This is a genomic window from Caballeronia sp. AZ7_KS35 (assembly GCF_023631045.1).
In the GTDB taxonomy this organism is placed as follows: Bacteria; Pseudomonadota; Gammaproteobacteria; order Burkholderiales; family Burkholderiaceae; genus Caballeronia; species Caballeronia zhejiangensis.
Map to the genome: position 1 here is coordinate 65,235 of NZ_JALQDV010000033.1, position 19,584 is coordinate 84,818.

The 19,584-nt window shown below is 63.1% G+C and carries 19 protein-coding genes; 8 read left to right on the plus strand and 11 right to left on the minus strand.

Annotated elements, in window-relative coordinates; translation table 11 throughout:
* The first annotated feature begins 260 nt into the window (after window positions 1-260).
* The gene (locus NCT05_RS21760; protein WP_250440779.1) at window positions 261-1,004 is read left to right on the plus strand and encodes a Pr6Pr family membrane protein; all 744 of its coding nucleotides are present in this window, start codon (window positions 261-263) and stop codon (window positions 1,002-1,004) included.
* On the opposite strand, the gene NCT05_RS21765 is transcribed toward NCT05_RS21760, so the two are convergent.
* From NCT05_RS21765 to NCT05_RS21815, 11 genes are all read right to left on the minus strand, one after another.
* Complete coding sequence (locus NCT05_RS21765) at window positions 1,001-2,224, minus strand: YbfB/YjiJ family MFS transporter (protein ID WP_175982847.1); 1,224 nt, start codon at window positions 2,222-2,224, stop codon at window positions 1,001-1,003. The two genes, NCT05_RS21760 and NCT05_RS21765, sit on opposite strands and share 4 nt — an antisense overlap.
* 69 nt (window positions 2,225-2,293) lie before the next feature.
* Window positions 2,294-2,908, minus strand: a complete 615-nt coding sequence (locus tag NCT05_RS21770; RefSeq protein WP_250503145.1) for a TetR/AcrR family transcriptional regulator — start codon at window positions 2,906-2,908, stop codon at window positions 2,294-2,296.
* 186 nt (window positions 2,909-3,094) lie between these two features.
* The gene (locus NCT05_RS21775) at window positions 3,095-3,403 is read right to left on the minus strand and encodes an EthD family reductase (protein WP_008354369.1); all 309 of its coding nucleotides are present in this window, start codon (window positions 3,401-3,403) and stop codon (window positions 3,095-3,097) included.
* 53 nt (window positions 3,404-3,456) lie between these two features.
* Window positions 3,457-4,389 carry an MBL fold metallo-hydrolase gene (locus NCT05_RS21780; RefSeq protein WP_250503146.1) on the minus strand — a complete coding sequence of 311 codons (933 nt, stop codon included), beginning with the start codon at window positions 4,387-4,389 and terminating at the stop codon, window positions 3,457-3,459.
* Entirely contained in the window at window positions 4,386-5,252 is an 867-nt protein-coding gene (locus NCT05_RS21785; protein ID WP_250503147.1) for a quinoprotein dehydrogenase-associated SoxYZ-like carrier, read from the minus strand. Before NCT05_RS21785 ends, NCT05_RS21780 begins: the two co-directional genes overlap by 4 nt.
* 20 nt (window positions 5,253-5,272) lie before the next feature.
* Window positions 5,273-6,205, minus strand: a complete 933-nt coding sequence (locus tag NCT05_RS21790; RefSeq protein ID WP_034473493.1) for a quinoprotein relay system zinc metallohydrolase 2 — start codon at window positions 6,203-6,205, stop codon at window positions 5,273-5,275.
* Window positions 6,202-7,176 (minus strand): LysR family transcriptional regulator, encoded by a 975-nt coding sequence (locus tag NCT05_RS21795; RefSeq protein ID WP_250503148.1) that lies wholly within the window; start codon window positions 7,174-7,176, stop codon window positions 6,202-6,204. The genes NCT05_RS21790 and NCT05_RS21795 overlap by 4 nt, the downstream gene beginning before the upstream one ends.
* 686 nt (window positions 7,177-7,862) lie before the next feature.
* The gene (locus NCT05_RS21800) at window positions 7,863-8,612 is read right to left on the minus strand and encodes a hypothetical protein (protein WP_008354364.1); all 750 of its coding nucleotides are present in this window, start codon (window positions 8,610-8,612) and stop codon (window positions 7,863-7,865) included.
* On the minus strand, window positions 8,609-9,520 hold the full coding sequence (locus NCT05_RS21805; protein ID WP_008354362.1) for a substrate-binding domain-containing protein: 912 nt from the start codon (window positions 9,518-9,520) through the stop codon (window positions 8,609-8,611). The genes NCT05_RS21800 and NCT05_RS21805 overlap by 4 nt, the downstream gene beginning before the upstream one ends.
* Before the next feature lie 62 nt (window positions 9,521-9,582).
* On the minus strand, window positions 9,583-10,005 hold the full coding sequence (locus tag NCT05_RS21810) for a c-type cytochrome (protein ID WP_250440783.1): 423 nt from the start codon (window positions 10,003-10,005) through the stop codon (window positions 9,583-9,585).
* Window positions 10,006-10,117: 112 nt separating this feature from the next.
* A complete protein-coding gene (locus tag NCT05_RS21815) occupies window positions 10,118-11,929 on the minus strand; it encodes a methanol/ethanol family PQQ-dependent dehydrogenase (protein ID WP_008354360.1) in 1,812 nt (603 codons plus the stop codon).
* Between the two features lie 345 nt (window positions 11,930-12,274).
* Between NCT05_RS21815 and NCT05_RS21820 the strand changes: the two genes are divergently transcribed.
* From NCT05_RS21820 to NCT05_RS21850, 7 genes are all read left to right on the plus strand, one after another.
* The gene (locus NCT05_RS21820; RefSeq protein WP_250503149.1) at window positions 12,275-12,655 is read left to right on the plus strand and encodes a 4a-hydroxytetrahydrobiopterin dehydratase; all 381 of its coding nucleotides are present in this window, start codon (window positions 12,275-12,277) and stop codon (window positions 12,653-12,655) included.
* Between the two features lie 833 nt (window positions 12,656-13,488).
* Window positions 13,489-14,541 carry a beta-ribofuranosylaminobenzene 5'-phosphate synthase family protein gene (locus tag NCT05_RS21825; RefSeq protein ID WP_008354358.1) on the plus strand — a complete coding sequence of 351 codons (1,053 nt, stop codon included), beginning with the start codon at window positions 13,489-13,491 and terminating at the stop codon, window positions 14,539-14,541.
* Between the two features lie 49 nt (window positions 14,542-14,590).
* Window positions 14,591-15,520: an NAD(P)-dependent methylenetetrahydromethanopterin dehydrogenase gene (locus NCT05_RS21830; RefSeq protein WP_250503150.1), complete on the plus strand. Its 930-nt coding sequence runs from the start codon at window positions 14,591-14,593 to the stop codon at window positions 15,518-15,520.
* Window positions 15,517-16,692: an ATP-grasp domain-containing protein gene (locus NCT05_RS21835; protein WP_008354355.1), complete on the plus strand. Its 1,176-nt coding sequence runs from the start codon at window positions 15,517-15,519 to the stop codon at window positions 16,690-16,692. Before NCT05_RS21830 ends, NCT05_RS21835 begins: the two co-directional genes overlap by 4 nt.
* Window positions 16,689-17,687: a methenyltetrahydromethanopterin cyclohydrolase gene (gene mch, locus NCT05_RS21840; protein ID WP_250503151.1), complete on the plus strand. Its 999-nt coding sequence runs from the start codon at window positions 16,689-16,691 to the stop codon at window positions 17,685-17,687. The genes NCT05_RS21835 and mch overlap by 4 nt, the downstream gene beginning before the upstream one ends.
* A complete protein-coding gene (locus NCT05_RS21845) occupies window positions 17,684-18,613 on the plus strand; it encodes an ATP-grasp domain-containing protein (protein WP_250503152.1) in 930 nt (309 codons plus the stop codon). The genes mch and NCT05_RS21845 overlap by 4 nt, the downstream gene beginning before the upstream one ends.
* Entirely contained in the window at window positions 18,600-19,457 is an 858-nt protein-coding gene (locus NCT05_RS21850) for a triphosphoribosyl-dephospho-CoA synthase (RefSeq protein ID WP_175982838.1), read from the plus strand. The genes NCT05_RS21845 and NCT05_RS21850 overlap by 14 nt, the downstream gene beginning before the upstream one ends.
* Window positions 19,458-19,584 lie beyond the last annotated feature (127 nt).

The window sequence follows — 19,584 nt, forward strand, 5'->3', positions numbered from 1 at the left end:
CTCCGTGCGTATCGATTGCGCCCCGCCGCACTTCCAAGCGAGACGAACGTTGTTGTGCGCATCCGGGAAATCCCCGCCACATCATGTCTGGATTTCCTCGAGGGCGAAGCACGGATACTTATAAGTCGACTTTGCCGTGCACCAGAATCGGACGTGTCTCGAACGGGCGCCAGGCTGGATCTTTGGCCTTCCACGCTTCATGCGGTGACGGCTGACGCGATCGTCGGTGCAGTCGCCTGGCGCGCACGTAAAATGGCGTCATGTCGAACACGTCCCGCCAACCTCCCCGGCAAGAACCCGAGTTGCCGCTTCACACGCCCAGCACCGCATCGCTCGCGCTGGCCGCCGCCATCGCGATGATCGCGTGGCTCGCGTTCGCGGCGCAGACGGACATCACCATCGCGCGTCTCGTCAATCGCGGCTTCACCGTCTTCGACGGCCTCGCGCGCATGAGCAGCTACCTGACGAACCTGACCGTATCGCTGACCGCGTTCTGCTTCACCTGCGTTGCAACACGCGCGCGATTCCCCCTGGCGCGCTTCTTCCGCAAACCGACCGTCGTCACGGCGGTCGTCGTATATATCGTGTTCGTCGGTATCGCTTATAACGCGTTGCTGCGCTATCTATGGACACCATCGGGCTATCGCGCGCTCGTCAACGAATCGCTGCATACCATCGTGCCCGCGCTCGCGGCCTTGTACTGGTATCTCTTCGTGCCGCGCTTTCACCTTTCATTGAAACGATGCGCGCTCTGGCTCGTCTATCCGCTGTCTTATCTTTGCATCACGCTGTGGCGCGGACGTCTCTCCGACTTTTATCCCTATCCGTTCATCAACGTCGCCGAGCTCGGCTATGAACGTGTCTTCATCAATGCCGCGATGCTGGTCGGTGCCTTCCTCGCGCTGATGAGCGTGTTTCTCGTCATCAATCATCGACGCGAGGACTTGAGCGTCGCAGACCCCGAAGTCGAAGCGGACGATTCGACTTCCGGCCACATCGATTAGCTCGCGGCGCGCTTGCGGTTCACGACGATATCCGCAATGAACGCAACGGCCAGCGCACACGCTCCGCACGCAAAAATCAGCGCGTAATCGTTATGCGTATGCGAGAACAGAAACGAGTAGCCATATCCGGCAAGCGCCTGACACAACGCGAACGCCGACGTCGCCCTGCTCCATGCCGCACGCTGCTCGGTATGATCGTGCGGCAGCAGTTCATGCACGCGCCCGAGCGCGAGGGGCACGATGCCGGTCGTCGAGATGCCGAGCGCCACCGTCGCGACACCGATCACATACGGATTCGCCGATAAAGCCAGCAACGCCACCGCGCACGCCTGCACCAGCAGCGCAAAACGGTAAGCCATGCCGAAGCCGATGCGATCGCCCGCATTGCCGCAGACGAGCGGCCCGAAGATCGCCGCGACGCCATACAGCACCCAATAGCTCGCGCCCACTTCGGCGCCTCGGCCATAGCCGCGCGCGATGCAATCGACGAGCAGGATCATCACGGGCACGAGGCCGAGCGCGTTCGCCGCATATTGCCCATACAGCAGGCGCAAACGCGTATTGCCGTGCGGGTTCGAATGCGTTGCCGCATCTTGCTTTGCGACGGCAGGTGGGTTCGACGCGGGCCATCCGAACCACGCAATCGCCGTCAATATCAGCGAAAACACGCCGAGCCCCATCCACGTATCGTGCAATCCGTGATGAAGGAGCTTCGGAATCAGCGTCCCCGATGCAGCGATGCCGAAGCCCAGTCCGACGAAGATCATCCCGCTCGCGAAGCCGCGACGCGCGGGCGGAACATGCGGCAGGATCGTCGTCGCGACGAGCACCATGATCGCGCCGCCCGACAAGCCCGAAAGGAACCGCCACGCGAAGAACCAGGCAATCGACAGCGGAAACGCGCAGGCGAAGAAGGCCACCGTCGCGATCGCCATGAGCAGCCGCAGCGCGTGACGATTCGTGAGCGCATGGGCGATCGCGCGGCCGAAGAGCGCGCCCGCGAAATAGCCCGCGAAGTTAGCGGCGCCGAGCGTCACCGCTTGGGAAGACGTGAACCAGTGCGCCTCGATCAGCGGCGGAATCAGCGGCGTGTAGGCGAAGCGCGCGAGGCCGATGGCGACGAGACTCGCGCAAAAGCCCGCGAGCATCGCGAAGAAAGTGCGGGCATCGAGCGCAGTGGGCTGATCGGCGCTGACGGCCGATACCGTTTGTTCCGACATGATGACGACTCCCCCGGCCGCAGCGCTTGCACGCGGACGGACAACGTGACGTGAATGGATACGAAGGCCTTAACGCTTGCCGACGCTGAGCCCGAGCGGCGGCAGCCTCAGCATCGCCAGCGTCGGCGCGACGGCGCCGATCAACAACGCGGGCTTCGGATCGACGCGCGCGAGCACGCGCACGCCGAGCAGCACCGCGAGCAGATTCGTGGCGGCGGCATCGGCCGGCATCACGCGCTCGATTTCGCCGCTCTTGAATCCGGCCTTCAGGCAGCGCTCGAAGAACGCGCGCATCAGCGACATCTCCTCCGCGATGAGCTCGCGAAACGCTTCGTCTTCCGGCGATGCGCCGAGCGCCGCATTGACGAGCATGCAGCCGCGCCGATGCTCGTCCGACACCGAACGCTCGACGACCTCGCGAAAGAACGCGCTGATCGCGCGATCGGGCGTCATCGTGGATTGGAGCCTGTTGATGCGCTCGCGCAAGGTGTGTTCGAGATAGTGATCGAGCGCGCGCAGAAAGAGCGCGCGCTTGTCGCCGAAAGCGTTATAGAGGCTCGGCTGTGTAAGGCCCGTGTACTGCACGAGGTCGCGTGTGGACGTGCCGTCGTAGCCGTGCGTCCAGAACGCTTCGGCAACGGCATGCAGCACGCTGTCCTCGTCGAAATTGCGCGGTCGCGCCATGATCCCGCTCCATCGAATTGAAGGACGGACGTTTTATATCGTCCGATAGAAAACGTATTGTATCGATGGATATAAAACCGTGCAGCATCCCCATTCGGCGACGCGGGTCTTGCGTTCGGGGAAATAAGCTGAGGAAAGAGACGCGCTTCGGAGACGCGGTTGCATCTCCGAAGGCATAAAGGTCGGTCAGGCTTCTTTCGAATCGAACATCAGCAGATCGACGCCGGCTTGCGCGAAATTCGCGAGATCGCCGGCGGTCTTCTGGCCTTCGGGCGAGTCGAACGCGGCTTGGATCGCTTCCAGCGAATCGAACTGAAGCAGCGCGACGAGGTGATATGGCGATTCTCCCGATGCCGCCACGACCGGTCCCGCGCTGATCTCATAGCGCCGCAGGCCCGGCAGCGTCTTTGCCAGCGGCGCGTGAGTCGACGCATAGTAGTCGTCGAATGCCTGCGGGTCGGACGGATTTTTATATAGCGCTACGAGCTGGGCCATCGTTGTGTCTCCTGGTAGTTTTACGGCGTTGGAAGAAAGGTTGCGTCAACGCGCTACTGCTTTTCCAGTTGCAGATAGATGCGCTGCACGTTCTGCGGCTGCGCGGTCGCGTAGAGCTTGTCGTTCCTGAACGCGGGCACCTGTACGGTGTGCATCGCTTCGGTCAGTCCGACGCCGCTCGTGTAGGCTTGCTTCACCGCGGCTTCGAGCTCGCGCAGATACGTGCCGGTCCGCATGATGTCGTCGCCGCGCAAGGGCTTGCCGAAGCCGGGTACAACCGTCTTCAGGTCGAGCCCGCGCAGGTTCTCGAGCGCGGCGAGCCAGCCGGAAATCTGCTCGTTGCGCAGCTCGGGTATGCGTCCATTCGATACGAGCCCGCCCGCGAACAGCACGCCGGTTTGCGTGTCGAGCACGGCGAGATCGCCGGGCGTGCTGGCAGGACCGAAGTGCAGCAGTTGCAGCTTGCGTCCGCCGCTTTCGATCTCCGTCGTGCCGTTTACCGTCTGATCGGGAACGGTCACGCGCGAGCCGGCCATTTCATCTTCGCCGAGCGTCTTGCGCAGATTGGCGAGACAAATCGAACAGCGTTCGCGAATCAATTGCGCGGCGCGCGCGTGCGCGAGGATCGGCACGCCCTCGTCGCGAAACGCGGCCGCGCCGAACACGAACTCGGGCGCCTGATGCGTGATGATGACGAGCTTCACCGGCAACGGCGTGACCTTGCGGATCGCTTCGATCATCGCGCGGCCATAGCGATAAGACGAACCTGTGTCGATGACTATCACGCCGTTCTGTCCGACGATGAAGCCGTTGTTCGCGACGATGCCGTGATTCGCGGGCGCGACGGCATCGTTGTCGCCGATGAACGCGTACACGCCCGGCGCAATGGCGACAGGTGCGGGCATGCCGCTCATCGCCGCATGCGTGAGCGTGCTGACAGCCAAGAGCAGCGTGAAGAACAGCGCTCGCAAGCGGCGCACCGTCATTTCATCGCCGATGTCTGCGCGCTGCCCGTTTGCGCGTTGACCGCCACGGCGCCGTCCCAATGCTTGTTCTTCGTATCCTCGATAAACGCCTTCAGTTCGCCGCTTCCGCTCGGCACGAAATAGAAGCGGAAATTCGGGTTCTCGCTAATCGAGAAGTTGACGTTCGCGGTCATCACCGGCTTATCCGCATAGGTGACCGACACCTTGCGAATGAAATACGCCGACGCGTAGTTGCGCGTGACCTGGTTCATCGCCATGCCGGTTCGATTCGGATGACGCACCATCAGTTGCGCGAGTTCGGGCTTGCCCGCCACGGCGTGACCTTCGGCCTGAAGACGGACCTGTCCCGCTGTCCGCTCGGCCGCGTCTTCGTCCTTGTCGGCGGGTGCGGAACATCCGCCCGACGCCTTCACGAAACGAACGGCGCTATAGAGCTTGCCGTCGTTCGTCTCAGCAATCGCGCGCATGAACGTGTAGTCCTCCACGCGCACGCGCGTTTCGATCGTCGCGAGTCCCGATTCCGGCGTGAACTCGAACGATCCTGCATACGGCTCGGGATTTTCGTCGATGAAGAGATAAAGCTTCTTGATGTAACGCGCGGGCGATTGCGGAAACTGCGCGTTGATCGCGATCGGCACGACGGCGGCATCGGCTGCGCGCGCGGGGGCGTCGAGCTTGATGACCGCATCGCCGTGCGTGTCGATCGTGCGGCCCTTGAACGTCCCTTCCCTGAAGTCGATCCAGCGCGCCACCTTGTCGGGATCGTCGTCGGGCTGCGCCGCCTGCGCGGCATACGGCGAGAGCGCCGCGGCGGCGAGGCTCGCGACCGTCATCGCGCGAACGCCGGACCATGTTGTCTTCATGATGTCCCTCCAGTCCTGCACTACTGCTCCCATTCGAGCTCCGCATAAGCGGCCGTCACATTGCGACGGTGATACATGTCGAAGAGAAGCCACTTGTCTTTCTCGCCGAGACCGATGCTATCGACTGCCTGCCCGATCGTTTCGCCCTTCCTGATCGCAGCACGCACATCGCGCGCCAGATCGGCGAGATAGCGTTCCTCGGCGTCGAGCGATTGCGTCCAAGGCGGATCGAGCGGACCGTGCCCCGGCACGACATGACGCGGATTCATCTGTCGAATGCGCGCAATGTCGTCGAGCCAGCCGATAACGCTGCCATCGATCACAGGAATGCAGTGCACAAACAGCAGATCACCCGTCCACAACGTGCCGCTCTTCTCATCGTATACCGTCAAGTCGTTGTTGGTATGCGCGGTTTTCCATGTGCGCAGCGTGAGCGTGCGTCCACCGATATCGAGCGTGCCCGTGCCGTCGATCGTCTTCGTCGGCGCGACGATTTCGCTGCCCGCTGCCGCGCTACCCAACTCGCGATTGAGCGCGCGCATGTAGTTGTCCGCGCGCGAGGCTTCGGCTTGCGCGAGCGTCACGCTGCCGACGAATTGCGGATGATCGTCCTTGAAAGCCGCATTCCCGAAGATGTGATCCGGATGCATGTGCGTGTTGATGACATAGCAGACCGGCAGCGGCGTGACAGCGCGTATCGCGGCGCGCAACGCGCGGCCTTCCGCGAGCGTGCCGCCTGTGTCGATCACCGCGACGCAGCGTGTTCCGACGATGAAGCCCACATTCGCTATATCGCCGCCGTTCTCGTGCGTCGCGACATCGTCGTGACCGCGATGCGCGTAGTTACCGGGCGCGATCTGCGTGACCTGCAGCGCGGTCTGCGCACGCGCGATAGTTGCACACGCAATTAGTACGAGGAACGTGATGCGACGGCAGGCCGATGCGACGTTCATCGGACGTCGCTTGCTTCGGCGAGCCGCCTGGGTCTGCGCAGGCAGAACTGCGCGTATTCGCGCTCCAGAAACGGTTCGGCGTGTTCGAGGAGGAAGCGGCGAAAAGCGAGGCAAGTCGGCGAAAGTTGTTTCGAGCGTGAATGCACGAGTTGCCACGTGCGTTCGACGGGCGTGCCGTTCACGTCGAGCACGGCGATTTCGCCGGTGCGCAGTTCGAGCGAGAGCGTGTGCAGCGAGATGAGGCTCACGCCCATGCCCGCCATGACGGCCTGCTTGATGGTTTCGTTGCTGCCGAGCGTGACGCTATGCGCGGGCACGAAGAGGTTCTGCCGAAAGACATGCTCGGCGACGGCGCGCGTGCCCGAGCCGGGTTCGCGTAGCAGGAACGTATCGTTCGCAAGTTCCTGAAGGTCGAATTGTTTTGCATGACGCAGCGGATGCGACAGCGGCGCGACGATCACATGCGGATGATAGGCGAGTGGCTCGGCGGTCGTACCGAGTTCGGGCGGCGGGCGGCCCATGATGGCTAGATCGGTTGCATTGTCCTGCAAGAGACGCAAGAGCGTTTCTCGGTTGCCGACGGAGAAGCGCACATCGACCTTGGGATATTGCTGCCTGTAGAGCGCGAGAAGCTTGGGGGCGAAGTACGTCGCCGAACTGACGATGCTCACCGCTATCGCGCCGCTATCGGCTTGTGTGAGCGACATCATGGCGTCTTCGGCGTCTTTGATTTCGCCGAGTATGCGGCTCGCGTGATGTGAGAGCCTTTCGCCGGCTTCGGTCAGCGATAAGCGTCGCGCGACTCGCTCGAATAGCGGTAAGCCGATCGCTTCTTCGAGTTGCCGGATTTGCATCGATACCGCTGGTTGGGTGAGGTGCAGTTCCTCCGCTGCGCGGGCGAAGCTTGGACAGCGGCTTGCTATCACGAAGATTTGCAGCTGACGCAGGGTTAGGGAGCGGATGAAATTCACGGGGTCGTTTTGGGCGGGTTTGGTTCGCTGCGGCTTCTTTGGAATCCTGTGATCGTGTCGGTCTATTGGCACTGCCCCTGTGCGGGGCGGCACTCACTTTCTTTGCTGCTGCAAAGAAAGTAAGCAAAGAAAGCAGCTACTGATACGCCCGCGGTCACACGCAATTTGGGTAGTCCTCTCGTCCATCGTGGGCTGCCTAAAGAGTGCCCTCAAACACCTAATCGGGCTTGGCTCGCGCACGGTCTGTCACATCGCACCACACCACGCGCTGGTTCAGCACCAAATAGCTCCGGCCCGCTTCGCGGCCGACCGGTCAATCGGGGATGCATGTGCTTCTCTACTAACGTCTCAATCTCGCCGCCTTCGCCGCCCGTTGGTTTCCCTTGCAGACCCCGCGGCAGCGCGTAGCGCTGTGCCGAAGCTGTTTCGTGCTGAACCAGTGTCCTCAGCGTTTTCGGGCGGCGGACCGTGCGCGAGCCAAGCCCGGTTATTGTGATGAGGGCACTCTTTAGGCGAGTGCCATCTGCAACGAGAGAACTACCCAAATTGCGTGTGACCGCGGGCCTGAAAAGCTGCTTTCTTTGCTTACTTTCTTTGCAGCAGCAAAGAAAGTGAGTGCCGCCCCGCACAGGGGCAACGCTAATAGACCACTAAGAAATCGGGATCCGGCGAAGAAGAAAAAAAAATCACCGACTAGCCCGAGGCGCATTCGAGGGCTTCCCCGGCGCGCCCATATTCCTGAACGTCCCTTGAAAAGCAATCGTCTCCTTCTGCAGCGGATGCGCAAAATCGTTCCCATCACCGGGCACTTCGGTGCGAATCATGAGCAATCGCCCGGGCACGTCATCGGCCATGACGAACGTATAGCGCTTGGCGAGGTACTTGGTGAACCGCTCGGCGTTGGGATCGTTCAAATAAGGCTGAATGACGATCTGCTGCGCCTTCGCATGCTTGCCAAGCCCGAGCGCTTCGCTCGACACCGGCGTGATAGCAGGCCCCGCCGCAAGCGCCATCCTCACGCGCTGCTGGAAATAGCGCCGCTGACCGCCCGTCAGTTGCTCCATCTCCGCGATGTCATGCTCCAGAAAATAGATGATCACCGGATTGCAAGGCAAGCCGCCCGGCACGTTGACATTCCCCGTCCGATCGGAAACCTTCGCGTCGTTCTTGCTGTTGCCCTGACTCACGACGAGCACGCGCAACGTGTCATTGACCTTCGACGGCGGCCCGGAATAATCCACCGCGTAATCGAGCTCGGTCTGCGCCTCGACACCGGTCATATGCGGCTGCATGAAGAGCAACTGCTCAGCGGGCTTGATATCGACGGACGTCGGCGCCGAAGCCACGGGCGCGTCCGCACACATCGCGACGCGCGGCATCGCACTGCCCAGCGCGATAACCCACGCGCAAAGAGAAGCCGCGTATATCCGCTTCATTGGGCGCTTTCCGGCTGCAACGGCAACAACGGAACCTGATAGCTCGTCAGAATCTGATCGATCTTCGGCTGGTTCGATGCAATCCAGTTATCCACCTTGTCCCGCCACGCCTTTTCGCCATAACGCACGCCCATCGAAATCTCATAGTCGAAGCGAATCGGCTGACCGGCCGGGAACGGCACGAGACGCACCTTGTTATCGGAACGATTCGCGAAATAGCCCGCGATCGGCCCCCATACGAAAGCCGCATCGACGTCGCCCTTCGCCAGATCGCGTTCGATCATCTCGCCGGGAAACGCCTCGGGATCGCCGCTTTGCCCCTGATACGACACAGCCTGAGCGATCAGATCATGGCGAAGCAGCCAGTCCACGGCGGGGCTCTTCACGAAGACGCCGAGCTTCATTTTCTTCAACTGATCCGGCGGCAGATTCATCAGATCCGATGGAGTCTTGATGCTCGCGTATTCGGGCTTGTTCGGAAACACCATCGCGTAAGTAGAATGCAGATACGGACGCGTCGTCGCGGTCAATTCATAACCCTTCGGCACGCCGATGATCAGATCGCATTTGAAGCGCTCCGTCTGCGGCACTTTCTCGCGCAGCGTGTTGCGCACGAATCCCATGCGTTGCGGCCAATACGTATATTCGAGCTTGTAGCCGAAATCGCTCGCCATCTGACTCGCGATCTTGTTCTCGTAACCCTCGCCCTTCTTGTTGGAGAGCGGCATGTTGTTCGGATCGGCGCACACGCGCAGGATGCCGTCCGCGCCATCGTTGTTCGGCAGATCGGGCGGCGGAGCGAGCGCACCTTGCGCGAACGCCTGTTGCGCCGAGAACGTCGCGAATGCCGCGCATAACGTGGCTACGAATCGGAACGAAGCGGCGCGGCTTGCATTACGATCAGACATCGACACCTCCGGGTATGAGAGCAGTCATCAGACGTCAGCCGCCAATCGGCCATGCAACGTCTTCATTTTGCATCGATTGCCTGCAGATCGCCCGGGTTGATCTTGCCGTCGGAGCGCCCCTTCAGATACGCATAGAGGTTCTCCCAGTTCTTCTGCATCATCTGGCTCGCGCTGAAGTCGGGCATACCCTTGTCCACGCGACCGCCGAATACGGTTCGATGAAACTCATTCTTGTCGAGCGTCTTGAAAGCATCGATCAGCGACGGGCCGACCATCCCTTCCTGCTTCGCCCCGTGACAGCGTTCGCACGCGAGCGCACGCCAGGTCTTCCAGCCCTGCAGCGTGTCGCTGTCTACCTTGTTGCCATCGACGACCTTATACGCGACCGGCTTGATTTGCGCAGGCATCGCAGGCGGCGTCTGTGCAAAGGAAGCGGACGAAGCAGCGAGCGTCATCGTCAGCATCAAGAGTGATCGGCCTTTCATACGTCTGACTCCTTGAACATGTCTTGTATATGAGGTGCTTCGTGTTGCTGCGGCGCGGCGGCCGTTGCAGCCGCCGCGCATCGCACATCGACTCATTCACATCGAAGAAACATCAACCGCCCGGAATCGCGAACACGAAGAGCGTGCCGCCGAGAGCCGTGTACTTCGCGAGCTCCTTGTAGCCGCCGACCGCGCCCAGGCCTTCCGTCGACTTCTCGAGACCCGCCGCCATGCCGATGCCGGCCCAGCCGCCGATGCCCGAGTACACGCCGATATACTGCTTGCCCTGGTACTGGTACGTGAACACGTTGCCGATGACGCCCGATGGCGTCTTGAACTTCCACAGCTCCTTGCCGTCCTTGATGCGCACTGCCTTGATGTAGCCTTCGAGCGTGCCGTAGAACACGACGCCGCCTGCGGTCGCGAGCGCGCCGGACCACACCGAGAACTTCTCCGGCTTGGACCACACGATCTTGCCCTTCGAGGCATCCCACGCGATGAAGTTACCCATCGCGCCTTTCTCGTTCGGGCCCGGATACATCGAGAGCGTCGCGCCGACGAACGGCTGACCCGACACGTAATCGACCTGGAACGGCTCGTAGTCCATGCAGACGTGATTCGTCGGCACGAGGAAGAGCTTGGAGCCAGGATCGAATGCGGCCGGCTGCTGATCCTTCGAGCCGAGCGCTGCGGGGCAGATGTTCTTCACGTTGTGATCGGGACCGGCCTTCTGCGTCGAGTAGCTCGCATTGCGAATCGGCAGGCCGCTCTTCAGATCGACGCTATCGGCCCAGTTCACCGCCGGGTCGTACTTCTGCGCGACGAGCAGTTCGCCCGTCTGGCGATTCAGCGTATAGCCGAAGCCATTGCGGTCGAAGTGAACGATCGCCGGCACGGTCTTGCCGCCGATGTTCAGGTCCGAGAGGATCATCTCGTTGACGCCGTCATAGTCCCACTCGTCGTGAGGCGTCATCTGATAGACCCACTTCGCCTGGCCCGTGTTGAGATCGCGCGCGAAGATCGTCATCGACCACTTGTTGTCGCCCGGACGCTGCGTCGGGTTCCATGTGCCCGGATTGCCCGAGCCGTAGTAGATGAGATTCAGCTTCGGATCCCATGCGTACCAGCCCCATGTCGTGCCGCCGCCGTACTTCCACTGGTCGCCCTGCCAGCTCTTGAGCGACGAGTCGGCACCGACCGGCGTCATCTTGCCGTCGGTCCAGGTCATGGTCGCCTGCGGGTCCATCAGCATTTCGTTGTCGGGACCGGTGCTGTAGGCCTTCCAGACTTCCTTGCCGTCCTTGATGTTGTACGCGACGATACGGCCGCGCACGCCGAACTCACCACCCGAGATGCCGGTCAGGACCTTGTCGCCGAAAACGTGCGGCGCGTTGGTGTTGGTTTCGCCTTTCTTCGGATCGCCGTTGGTCGCGGTCCATACGACGTCGCCGGTTTTTGCGTCGAGCGCGACGAGCTTGGTGTCGGCTTGCTGGAGGAAGATCTTGCCGTCGCCATATGCAAGGCCACGGTTGACCGTATCGCAGCACATCACCGATATGACCTGATTGTCCTGCTTGGGCTGGTATTGCCAGATGAAGGTCTGATCCTTCAGGTTGATGGCGATAACCTTGTTGGGGAAGGGCGAGTGGATATACATCGTGTCGCCGATGACGAGCGGCGAGCCTTCATGACCGCGCAGCACACCAGTCGACATGGTCCAGGCAACCTGTAGCTTGCCGACGTTGTTTTCGTTGATTTGCTTGAGCGTGCTATAGCGGTGATTCGAGTAATCGCCCGCTTGCGCCGCCCAGTTCGAGGGATTCTTGATCAGGCTGTCGAGCTGCGAGTCGGCCTGAGCGACATAAGAATTCAGGCCTGCCGTCGCTGCCACCGCCAGTCCAAGAACCAGGGTGCGTAAGTTCATGTCTCCTCCAGAATGGTGATGCCTCCGACCCAGGGATGACCACGCTACCGGGTTGCATCGTGCGCGCCTTCAAATGCAGGTAACGAGTTGCGCTTCGTCCAGTACATAGCCGGACGTTTGCGTAGAGAGGCCAATTGCATATTCCATGCCGGTTTAACTTCTGTTGCTTTAAATCGGGAATTCGACGGGTGATGCTGTCGTTAGTGGACGAATTTCTGTCGGGTGGCGACACATACTGTGTCAAATACGCGAACAGTCATGCGGCGCGTGTGACATGACGCGATGCAGCATGTTTTGTTTGGCGCATACTGGGTCTTGCGTCGATAATTTTGCGGAGGCTTCGCCATGGCTCAAGCCGAGAAGGTCTATTCCGATGAGGAGATCAAGCAGCGTCTGACCGGTGTGCTCCAGCACTGGTATGTCGAGGATGGGTGGCTCAGGCGCAAGTTCAAGACGGAAAGCTGGAAGGGGACGCTCATGGTCGTGAATACGGTGGCGCATCTCGCCGAAGCGGCCTGGCATCATCCGGATCTCACGGTTTCTTATGCGTTCGTCATCGTCAAGCTCAAGACGCATTCCGCTAAAGGCATCACGGATAAGGACTTTGCTCTTGCTTCGAAGATCGAAGAGGTCATTCAATGGCAGCCCGGGAAGGAGGATGGGCCGCTCGAGGGCACTCCCTCGGATGATCAGCGCTTCCGCTATATCAAGTATGACGAGGGTTGAGGTTTGCTTTTGCTTTCGGTTCCGCTTTTGATTTCGCTTTCGCTTTCGCCGGATCCCGTATTCGTGTCGGTCTATTAGCACTGCCCCTGTGCGGGGCGGCACTCACTTTCTTTGCTGCTGCAAAGAAAGTAAGCAAAGAAAGCAGCTACTGACACGCCCGCGGTCACACGCAATTTGGGTAGTCCTCTCGTCCATCGTGGGCTGCCTAAAGAGTGCCCTCATAGGCCCCATCGGGCTTGGCTCGCGCACGGTCCGTCTCATCGCACCACATACCAACTGGTTCAGCACCAAATAGCTCCAGCCCGCTGCGCGGCCGACCGGTCTATCGGGTCGGCGCGTGCTTCGCTACTAACATCTTTATCGCACTGCGCGCGCAAACCGATGGTTTCCCTTGCAGACCCGGCGGCAGCGCGTAGCGCTGTGCCGATGCTATTTCGTGCTGAACCAGCGCCCTCGAAGTTATTGGGCGGCGGACCGTGCGCGATCCAAGCCCCGTTATTGTGATGAGGGCACTCTTTAGGCGAGTGCCGCCTGCGACGAGAGGACTACCCAAATTGCGTGTGACCGCGGGCCTGAAAAGCTGCTTTCTTTGCCTACTTTCTTTGCAGCAGCAAAGAAAGTAGGTGCCGCCCCGCACAGGGGCAACGCTAATAGACCGACGCGAAACCGGGATCCGGCGACTACAGCAAGGAAAGCGAGTGCCGCCCCGCACAGGGGGCAACGCTAATAGACCGACAGACCACGGAATCCGGCGAAACAAAAAAACTGGTACAGGATTTGCCTAACCCCAAAGCCCCAAAAAAATCCCGCCAAGAAAAAGGAAGCCCATCCCGATGCCGACTCAACCAGCACGCATCTCGCCGCCCACGGCGATCACAGTCGAATCGCCTGCGCGCCTGCATCTTGGCTTCATCGATCCGAATGGCTCGCTGGGCCGCGTCTTCGGCAGCGTGGGTCTTGCGATCGACGCGCACGGCACGCGCATAACGGCGAGGCAAGCACCAGCATCCAGACGCGATGCGCACATCGAAGGCGCAACCACCGAAGCACAACGCGAACGCATCGAACACCACGTCGAGCAACTGGAAGCAGCACTGGGCAAAGGCCCAACGATCGACATCGAGGTACACGAAACCCCGCGCGCCCACACGGGCTTAGGCTCCGGCACGCAGCTGGCCTTGGCCCTGGGAACCGCTTACGCCCGCGTACGAGGCCACGAAGCCACCACCGCCGATATCGCCACAATCCTCGCGCGAGGCGCGCGCTCCGGCATCGGCATACATGGCTTCGATCACGGCGGCCTGATCGTCGACGGCGGCCGCGACGCGCGCAATACCCGCCACACCTCCACGACGAAACTGCCGCCGCTCATCGCCCGCCAGCCATTCCCGGACGCATGGCGCGTCCTGCTCATCGACGACACCTCGCGCGAAGGCCTCCACGGCGACGAAGAGAAACGCGGCCTCGCATCGCTCGCACCCTTCCCCGCATCGCTCGCCGCGCACCTTTCGCATCTCGTGCTGATGCGCGTCCTGCCCGCCGTCGCGGAACACGATTTCGACACCTACGCCGACGCCATCTGCGACCTGCAACACACCATCGGCGAATACTTCGCGCCCGTTCAAGGCGGCGTGTTCGCGAGCCCCGCCGTCGCGCGCGCGCTCGAAGCCGTCGCCGCGGAGCAGAAAGCGGGCATCGGACAGACATCGTGGGGGCCGGTCGGCTTCGCGTTCGTCGCGAGCGCGCAGGACGCCGAACGCGCGCTCGCCGCCGCGCAGCGCGTCTCGCAAGGCGCACCGCTCGCGTTCACGATCGCCGCCGGACGCAATCGCGGCGCGACGTGGCGTGCGGCGGGTCATCGTCATCACGGCGCGGACGCGGCCTGAGCACGGAACGCACATCGAACCATCCACCACGCCCAACGAGTCCATCGCCATGCCCGAAGCCACCGAAAGACCCTACGTCCTGCACATGTTCACCAGCACGCCGCAAATGAGTCCGTTCGATGTGAACATGGCCGCCGACGCGGGCTATCAGATCCTCGTGCCCTACTGCAATGTCGATGAAGACATCGTCGTGCAGCTCACGCAGGACGCGATCTTCTCGCGCGGGCCAAAAGGCGTGTCGCGCACGGGCATCTTCATCGGCGGACGCGACGTGATGCTCGCCGCCGACATGCTCGAAAAAGCCCGCAACGCGATGGTCCCGCCGTTCGAAGTCTCCGTCTTCGCCGATCCGAGCGGCGCGTACACGACCGCCGCCGCGCTCGTCGCGCTCGCGGAAAAGCATCTGCGCGCCGCGCATTCCGTCGATCTCGGCGGCAAGCGCGTGCTCATTCTCGGCGGCACCGGCGCGGTCGGACGCGTGGCCGCGGCGATGGCCGCATCGCTCGGCGCGGATGTCGTCGTCGCGAGCCATTCGAGCCAGTCGCGCGCGACGCAAGTGAGCGACGAAATCAATCGCCGCTTCGATATCGCGACTTCGGGCGTCGCGACCGGCTCGCCCGATCAGTTGCATCGCGAACTCGCGCGCGCCGAAGTCGTGTTCGCGACGGCGGTCGCGGGCGTACAGGTGATGACATCCGCCGATCTCGCCCACGCAAAAAACGTGCTGATCGCCGCCGATGTGAACGCCGTGCCGCCCGAAGGCATCGCCGGCGTCAACGTGATGGACGACGGCAAGCCGCTCGCGGGCGCCGCACGCGCGGACGCGGTCGGCATCGGCGCGCTCGCGATCGGCAACGTCAAATATCAGGCAGAGCATCGGCTGTTTTTGCGCATGCGCACCGGCGGCAAGCCCGTTTATCTCGGCTTTCCCGAAGCATTCGACGAAGCCCGCGCGATCGTCGCGGGACAAAGCTCATGATCGCAGGCGAGCTATCCCGCGCACCGCGCATCGCCGTCGCGGGTTTGTCGGCGCGGCTTCTGGCGCAATCGGCGGCGCGCGCGGGACTGAACGTCGTCGCGCTCGATATCTTCGGCGATCGCGACACGCGCGAGCACGCGGGCATGTGGTTCGATATTGGCGGCAAGGGTCTGTCGATCGATCGCGCGCGTCTCTTCGATGCGCTCGAACACGCCGCGCGCCTGCCGCGCATGCTCGGTCTAATCGTGACGAGCGGACTGGAGCCGCTCGCGGGCGAACTGAGCCGCGCGCCGCACATGCCGCGCTTCATCGGCAACGGCGCGCAGGCGGCGGCGGTGCGCGATCCGCGCCGCTTCTTCGCGCTGCTCGACGAAGCGCACATCGCGCATCCGGAAGTGCGCTACACGCCGCCCGCCGATCGCAGCGGCTGGCTCGTCAAACGTTCGGACGGCTGCGGCGGCACGCATATCGAATGGGCCGATGATGTCGGGCGCGCGCCCGCCGGCGCGTATTTTCAGCGGCTCGCGCCGGGCCGTTCGATGTCCGCGCTTTTCGTCGCCGCGCATCGCGAGGCGGCGGTCATCGGCTTCGCGGAGCAACTGACGGTCGCGGCGGGACGTCTGCCCTTCGTGCACGCGGGCTCGCTCGGGCCGGTGCGATTGTCCGCGCGCATCGCGGCGCGCATCGTCGAAGCGATTGATCGAATCGTCTGGCAAACGGATCTGACGGGGCTGAACAGCATCGACTTTCTGCTCGACGGCGACACGTTCAGCGTGCTCGAAATCAACACGCGCCCGTCATCGACGATGGCGCTCTATGAAGCCGCCTGGCCCGACGCCTGGCCGCGCGGTTTGATCGGCGCGCATCTGGATGCGTGTCTGCACGGCGAGCTGCCGCACGCGCCGGATACCGCCGCTCGCACCCCGCCGCTCCATGCGGGGCAGCGCGTCGTGTTCGCGCACGAAGGCTTCACGGCGTCGCCCGCGTTCAGCGACGCATGTTTCGACGATCCCGCGTGTCACGACGTGCCGCTCGTCGGCGCGCGCATCGAAGCGGGCCAGCCGGTCTGCACGATGACCGCGTCCGCGCCCGCGTTCTCCGATCTGCGCGACGCGCTGGATCGCGAGCATGCGCGCCTTTTGCAACGCATCGAACTCTTATCGAGACCATGACTTCAACTTTCCAGGCGGATTCGGCGGTGAGCGTCAACGCATCGAGCGAGCGGCTCGTCGCGCGTCTCATCGACGATGCCGCGCGTCTTCACGTCGACGTCACGCGCACCGATGGCGGCACCGTCATCGTCGATGCGGGCGTGAACGCCAAAGGCAGCGCCGACGCGGGCATCCTGATTGCGCGCATCTGCATGGGCGGGCTCGGGCGGGTCGCGCGGCGCAGCGCGTTCGATGACGCACCGCTTTGGCCGAGCTTCATCGAAGTGCATACGAGCAACCCGGTGCTCGCGTGCCTCGCGAGTCAGTACGCGGGTTGGAGCCTTTCCGCGACCAAGGAGCAAACGGGCGGCAAGAAATTTTTCTCGCTCGGCTCGGGGCCGGCGCGCGCGCTCGCGTGCAAGGAACCGCTCTTCGACGAACTGGGCTATCGCGACCGCCACGATCGCGGTGCGCTCGTGATGGAAGTGGACCGGCTGCCGCCGCAAGTTGTCATCGACAAAGTGCTCAACGATTGCGGCCTCGCGCCGGACAAGCTCGTCATCGCCGTGACGCCGACACAGTCTGTTGCGGGCACGGTGCAGGTCGTCGCGCGTGTCGTGGAAGTCGCGCTGCACAAGACGCATGTGCTGGGCGTCGATCTCGCGGAGATCGTCGAAGGCAGCGGCAGCGCGCCGCTTCCGCCGCCCGCGCCCGACGGCATCCAGGCGATGGGCCGCACCAACGACGCGATCCTCTACGGCGGCCGCGTGCATCTGACGGTCAAAAGCGATGCGGTCGCGAAGCGGCTCGCCGCCGAATTGCCGTCGTCGAATGCGCGCGATTACGGGCGCCCGTTCGCGGAGATCTTCACGTCGTTCAACTACGACTTCTATCAGATCGATCCGGCGCTCTTCGCGCCCGCCGAAGCGTGGGTGTCGAGTCTCGAAAGCGGCGCGACGTATCACGGCGGCAAGGTCGACAAGCCTTTGCTCGACGCGCAATGGAGCGCGTCATGAGCTTGCGCGTCGCCATCATGACCGATGAGACAGGCTGGCACACCGGCCGCCTGAAGAAAGCATTCCGCGCGCGCGATGTCGAAGCGCGTTGCGTCGATCTCGCGGATTGCCGCATCGACACGACATGGAAACCGCACGGTCTCGCGATTCCCGGCTTCGGCCACACGCTGCCCGACGCGGTGTTCGTGCGCGGCATCGCGGGCGGCACGTTCGAGCAGGTGACGTTGCGGCTCGGCATCCTGCATGCGCTGCGCGAGAGCGGCGTGCCCGTCTATAACGATGCGCGCGCGATCGAGCGCAGCGTCGACAAGTCGATGACGAGCTTTCTGCTCAACCGATACGGCGTGCCGACGCCCGCGACGTGGGCAAGCGAATCGCCGTCGCATGCGCAGCGCGTGCTGATGCGCGAGGCGGCGGCGGGCCGGCAAGTCGTGATGAAGCCGCTTTTCGGTTCGCAGGGCAAAGGGCTGAAGAAGCCCGGCGTGACGCTGCCGTCGCTGGAACCCTTCAGTCAGGTCGCGTATCTGCAGCGTTATGTCGATGCGGGTGCGCCTGGCTTCGACTGGCGCGTGCTCGTGATCGGCGGCAAGGCGGTCGCGGCGATGAAGCGCGTCGGCGGCGAAGACTGGATCCACAACTTCGCGCGCGGCGCGAAATGCGAGCCTGCCGAAATCACGCCCGCGCTCGCAGACATCTCCGTGCGCGCGACACAGGCGCTCGGTCTCGACTACGCGGGCGTCGATCTGATTCCGTCGGAAGGCGGACGGCCGGTCGTGCTCGAAGTGAACGGCGTCGCGGCGTGGCGCGGTTTGCAATCGGTGACGCCGCGCGATATCGCGGCGCTGCTCGTCGACGATTTTCTCGATCGCAAGCTGGCCGCATCGAAAGGCCCGCTTGCGCTCGCCAGCGGCGATGAGCGCGTCTGACGCCGCGCGCACCGCGTTTCTGCGCGCGTGCCGGCTCGATGTCGAGACCAGGAAGCCCGGCAACGTGAGCGTCGCGAGCGCGGGGCACAACATGACATCGGCGCAATTCATCGCGAGCGCGGGCACGGCGGCGGCGGGACTCTTCACGCCGCGCGCACGCGTGGGCGCGCGCATTCTCGACGCCGTGCGGCGGACTTTCGACGCGGTCGGCTGCAACACGAATCTGGGCATCGTGCTGCTCGCCGCGCCTTTGTGCGCCGCGCTCGAACGTTTCGATGGCGACGCTCCGATCGATGCATCGCGCTGGCGCGCGGCGACCGAGCGCGTGCTCGCGGAACTGGACGTCGACGATGCGCGCCTCGCGTATCGCGCGATCGCGCTGGCGAATCCGGGCGGCCTCGGCGACGCGCCCGAGCAGCCCGTGCATGCGCCGCCGACCGTGACCTTGCGCGCGGCGATGTCGCTCGCGGCGGATCGCGACAGCATTGCGCGTCAGTATGAGAACGGTTTCGCCGATATCTTCGGCGCGGGCCTCGATGCGGTGGGCGCCGTGTCGTCGGCGACGGAGCATCGCGCGATGCTGGAAGCGTTCCTGACGTTTCTTTCCGGCTGGCCCGATTCGCACATTGTGCGCAAGCAGGGCGCGGCGATGGCGCAAAGTGTCACGCGCGATGCGGCGATGCATCGCGCGAACTGGCACGCGGCGGGTTGTCCCGCGGAGTCGCCCGCGCTCGATCGATGGGATGCCGAACTGAAGGCGCGCGGCATCAATCCCGGCACGAGCGCGGACCTCGCGGTGGCGGCGCTTTTCGTCGCGTTGACGACGTCATCGGCGAATGCATGAAGTCTGCCCGCGCGGACCGGAAATTGGCACGGAACATGTTAGGAAGTTCGCGGTTGAGCGGTCGCATCGGCAATCCGGTGGGACCGCGAGCCTTGCGCGGCTAAAGAGGTGCCCGTCGCGAGTCGAG

Coding starts and splice junctions, on each gene's coding strand:
- NCT05_RS21785 (WP_250503147.1), bottom strand. CDS start 5,252: ATGAAGACAACATGGTCCGGCGTTCGCGCGATGACGGTCGCGAGCCTC.
- NCT05_RS21815 (WP_008354360.1), bottom strand. CDS start 11,929: ATGAACTTACGCACCCTGGTTCTTGGACTGGCGGTGGCAGCGACGGCA.
- NCT05_RS21835 (WP_008354355.1), top strand. CDS start 15,517: ATGATCGCAGGCGAGCTATCCCGCGCACCGCGCATCGCCGTCGCGGGT.
- NCT05_RS21830 (WP_250503150.1), top strand. CDS start 14,591: ATGCCCGAAGCCACCGAAAGACCCTACGTCCTGCACATGTTCACCAGC.
- mch (WP_250503151.1), top strand. CDS start 16,689: ATGACTTCAACTTTCCAGGCGGATTCGGCGGTGAGCGTCAACGCATCG.
- NCT05_RS21810 (WP_250440783.1), bottom strand. CDS start 10,005: ATGAAAGGCCGATCACTCTTGATGCTGACGATGACGCTCGCTGCTTCG.
- NCT05_RS21845 (WP_250503152.1), top strand. CDS start 17,684: ATGAGCTTGCGCGTCGCCATCATGACCGATGAGACAGGCTGGCACACC.
- NCT05_RS21780 (WP_250503146.1), bottom strand. CDS start 4,389: ATGACGGTGCGCCGCTTGCGAGCGCTGTTCTTCACGCTGCTCTTGGCT.
- NCT05_RS21820 (WP_250503149.1), top strand. CDS start 12,275: ATGGCTCAAGCCGAGAAGGTCTATTCCGATGAGGAGATCAAGCAGCGT.
- NCT05_RS21770 (WP_250503145.1), bottom strand. CDS start 2,908: ATGGCGCGACCGCGCAATTTCGACGAGGACAGCGTGCTGCATGCCGTT.
- NCT05_RS21825 (WP_008354358.1), top strand. CDS start 13,489: ATGCCGACTCAACCAGCACGCATCTCGCCGCCCACGGCGATCACAGTC.
- NCT05_RS21850 (WP_175982838.1), top strand. CDS start 18,600: ATGAGCGCGTCTGACGCCGCGCGCACCGCGTTTCTGCGCGCGTGCCGG.
- NCT05_RS21805 (WP_008354362.1), bottom strand. CDS start 9,520: ATGTCTGATCGTAATGCAAGCCGCGCCGCTTCGTTCCGATTCGTAGCC.
- NCT05_RS21765 (WP_175982847.1), bottom strand. CDS start 2,224: ATGTCGGAACAAACGGTATCGGCCGTCAGCGCCGATCAGCCCACTGCG.
- NCT05_RS21775 (WP_008354369.1), bottom strand. CDS start 3,403: ATGGCCCAGCTCGTAGCGCTATATAAAAATCCGTCCGACCCGCAGGCA.
- NCT05_RS21760 (WP_250440779.1), top strand. CDS start 261: ATGTCGAACACGTCCCGCCAACCTCCCCGGCAAGAACCCGAGTTGCCG.
- NCT05_RS21790 (WP_034473493.1), bottom strand. CDS start 6,205: ATGAACGTCGCATCGGCCTGCCGTCGCATCACGTTCCTCGTACTAATT.
- NCT05_RS21800 (WP_008354364.1), bottom strand. CDS start 8,612: ATGAAGCGGATATACGCGGCTTCTCTTTGCGCGTGGGTTATCGCGCTG.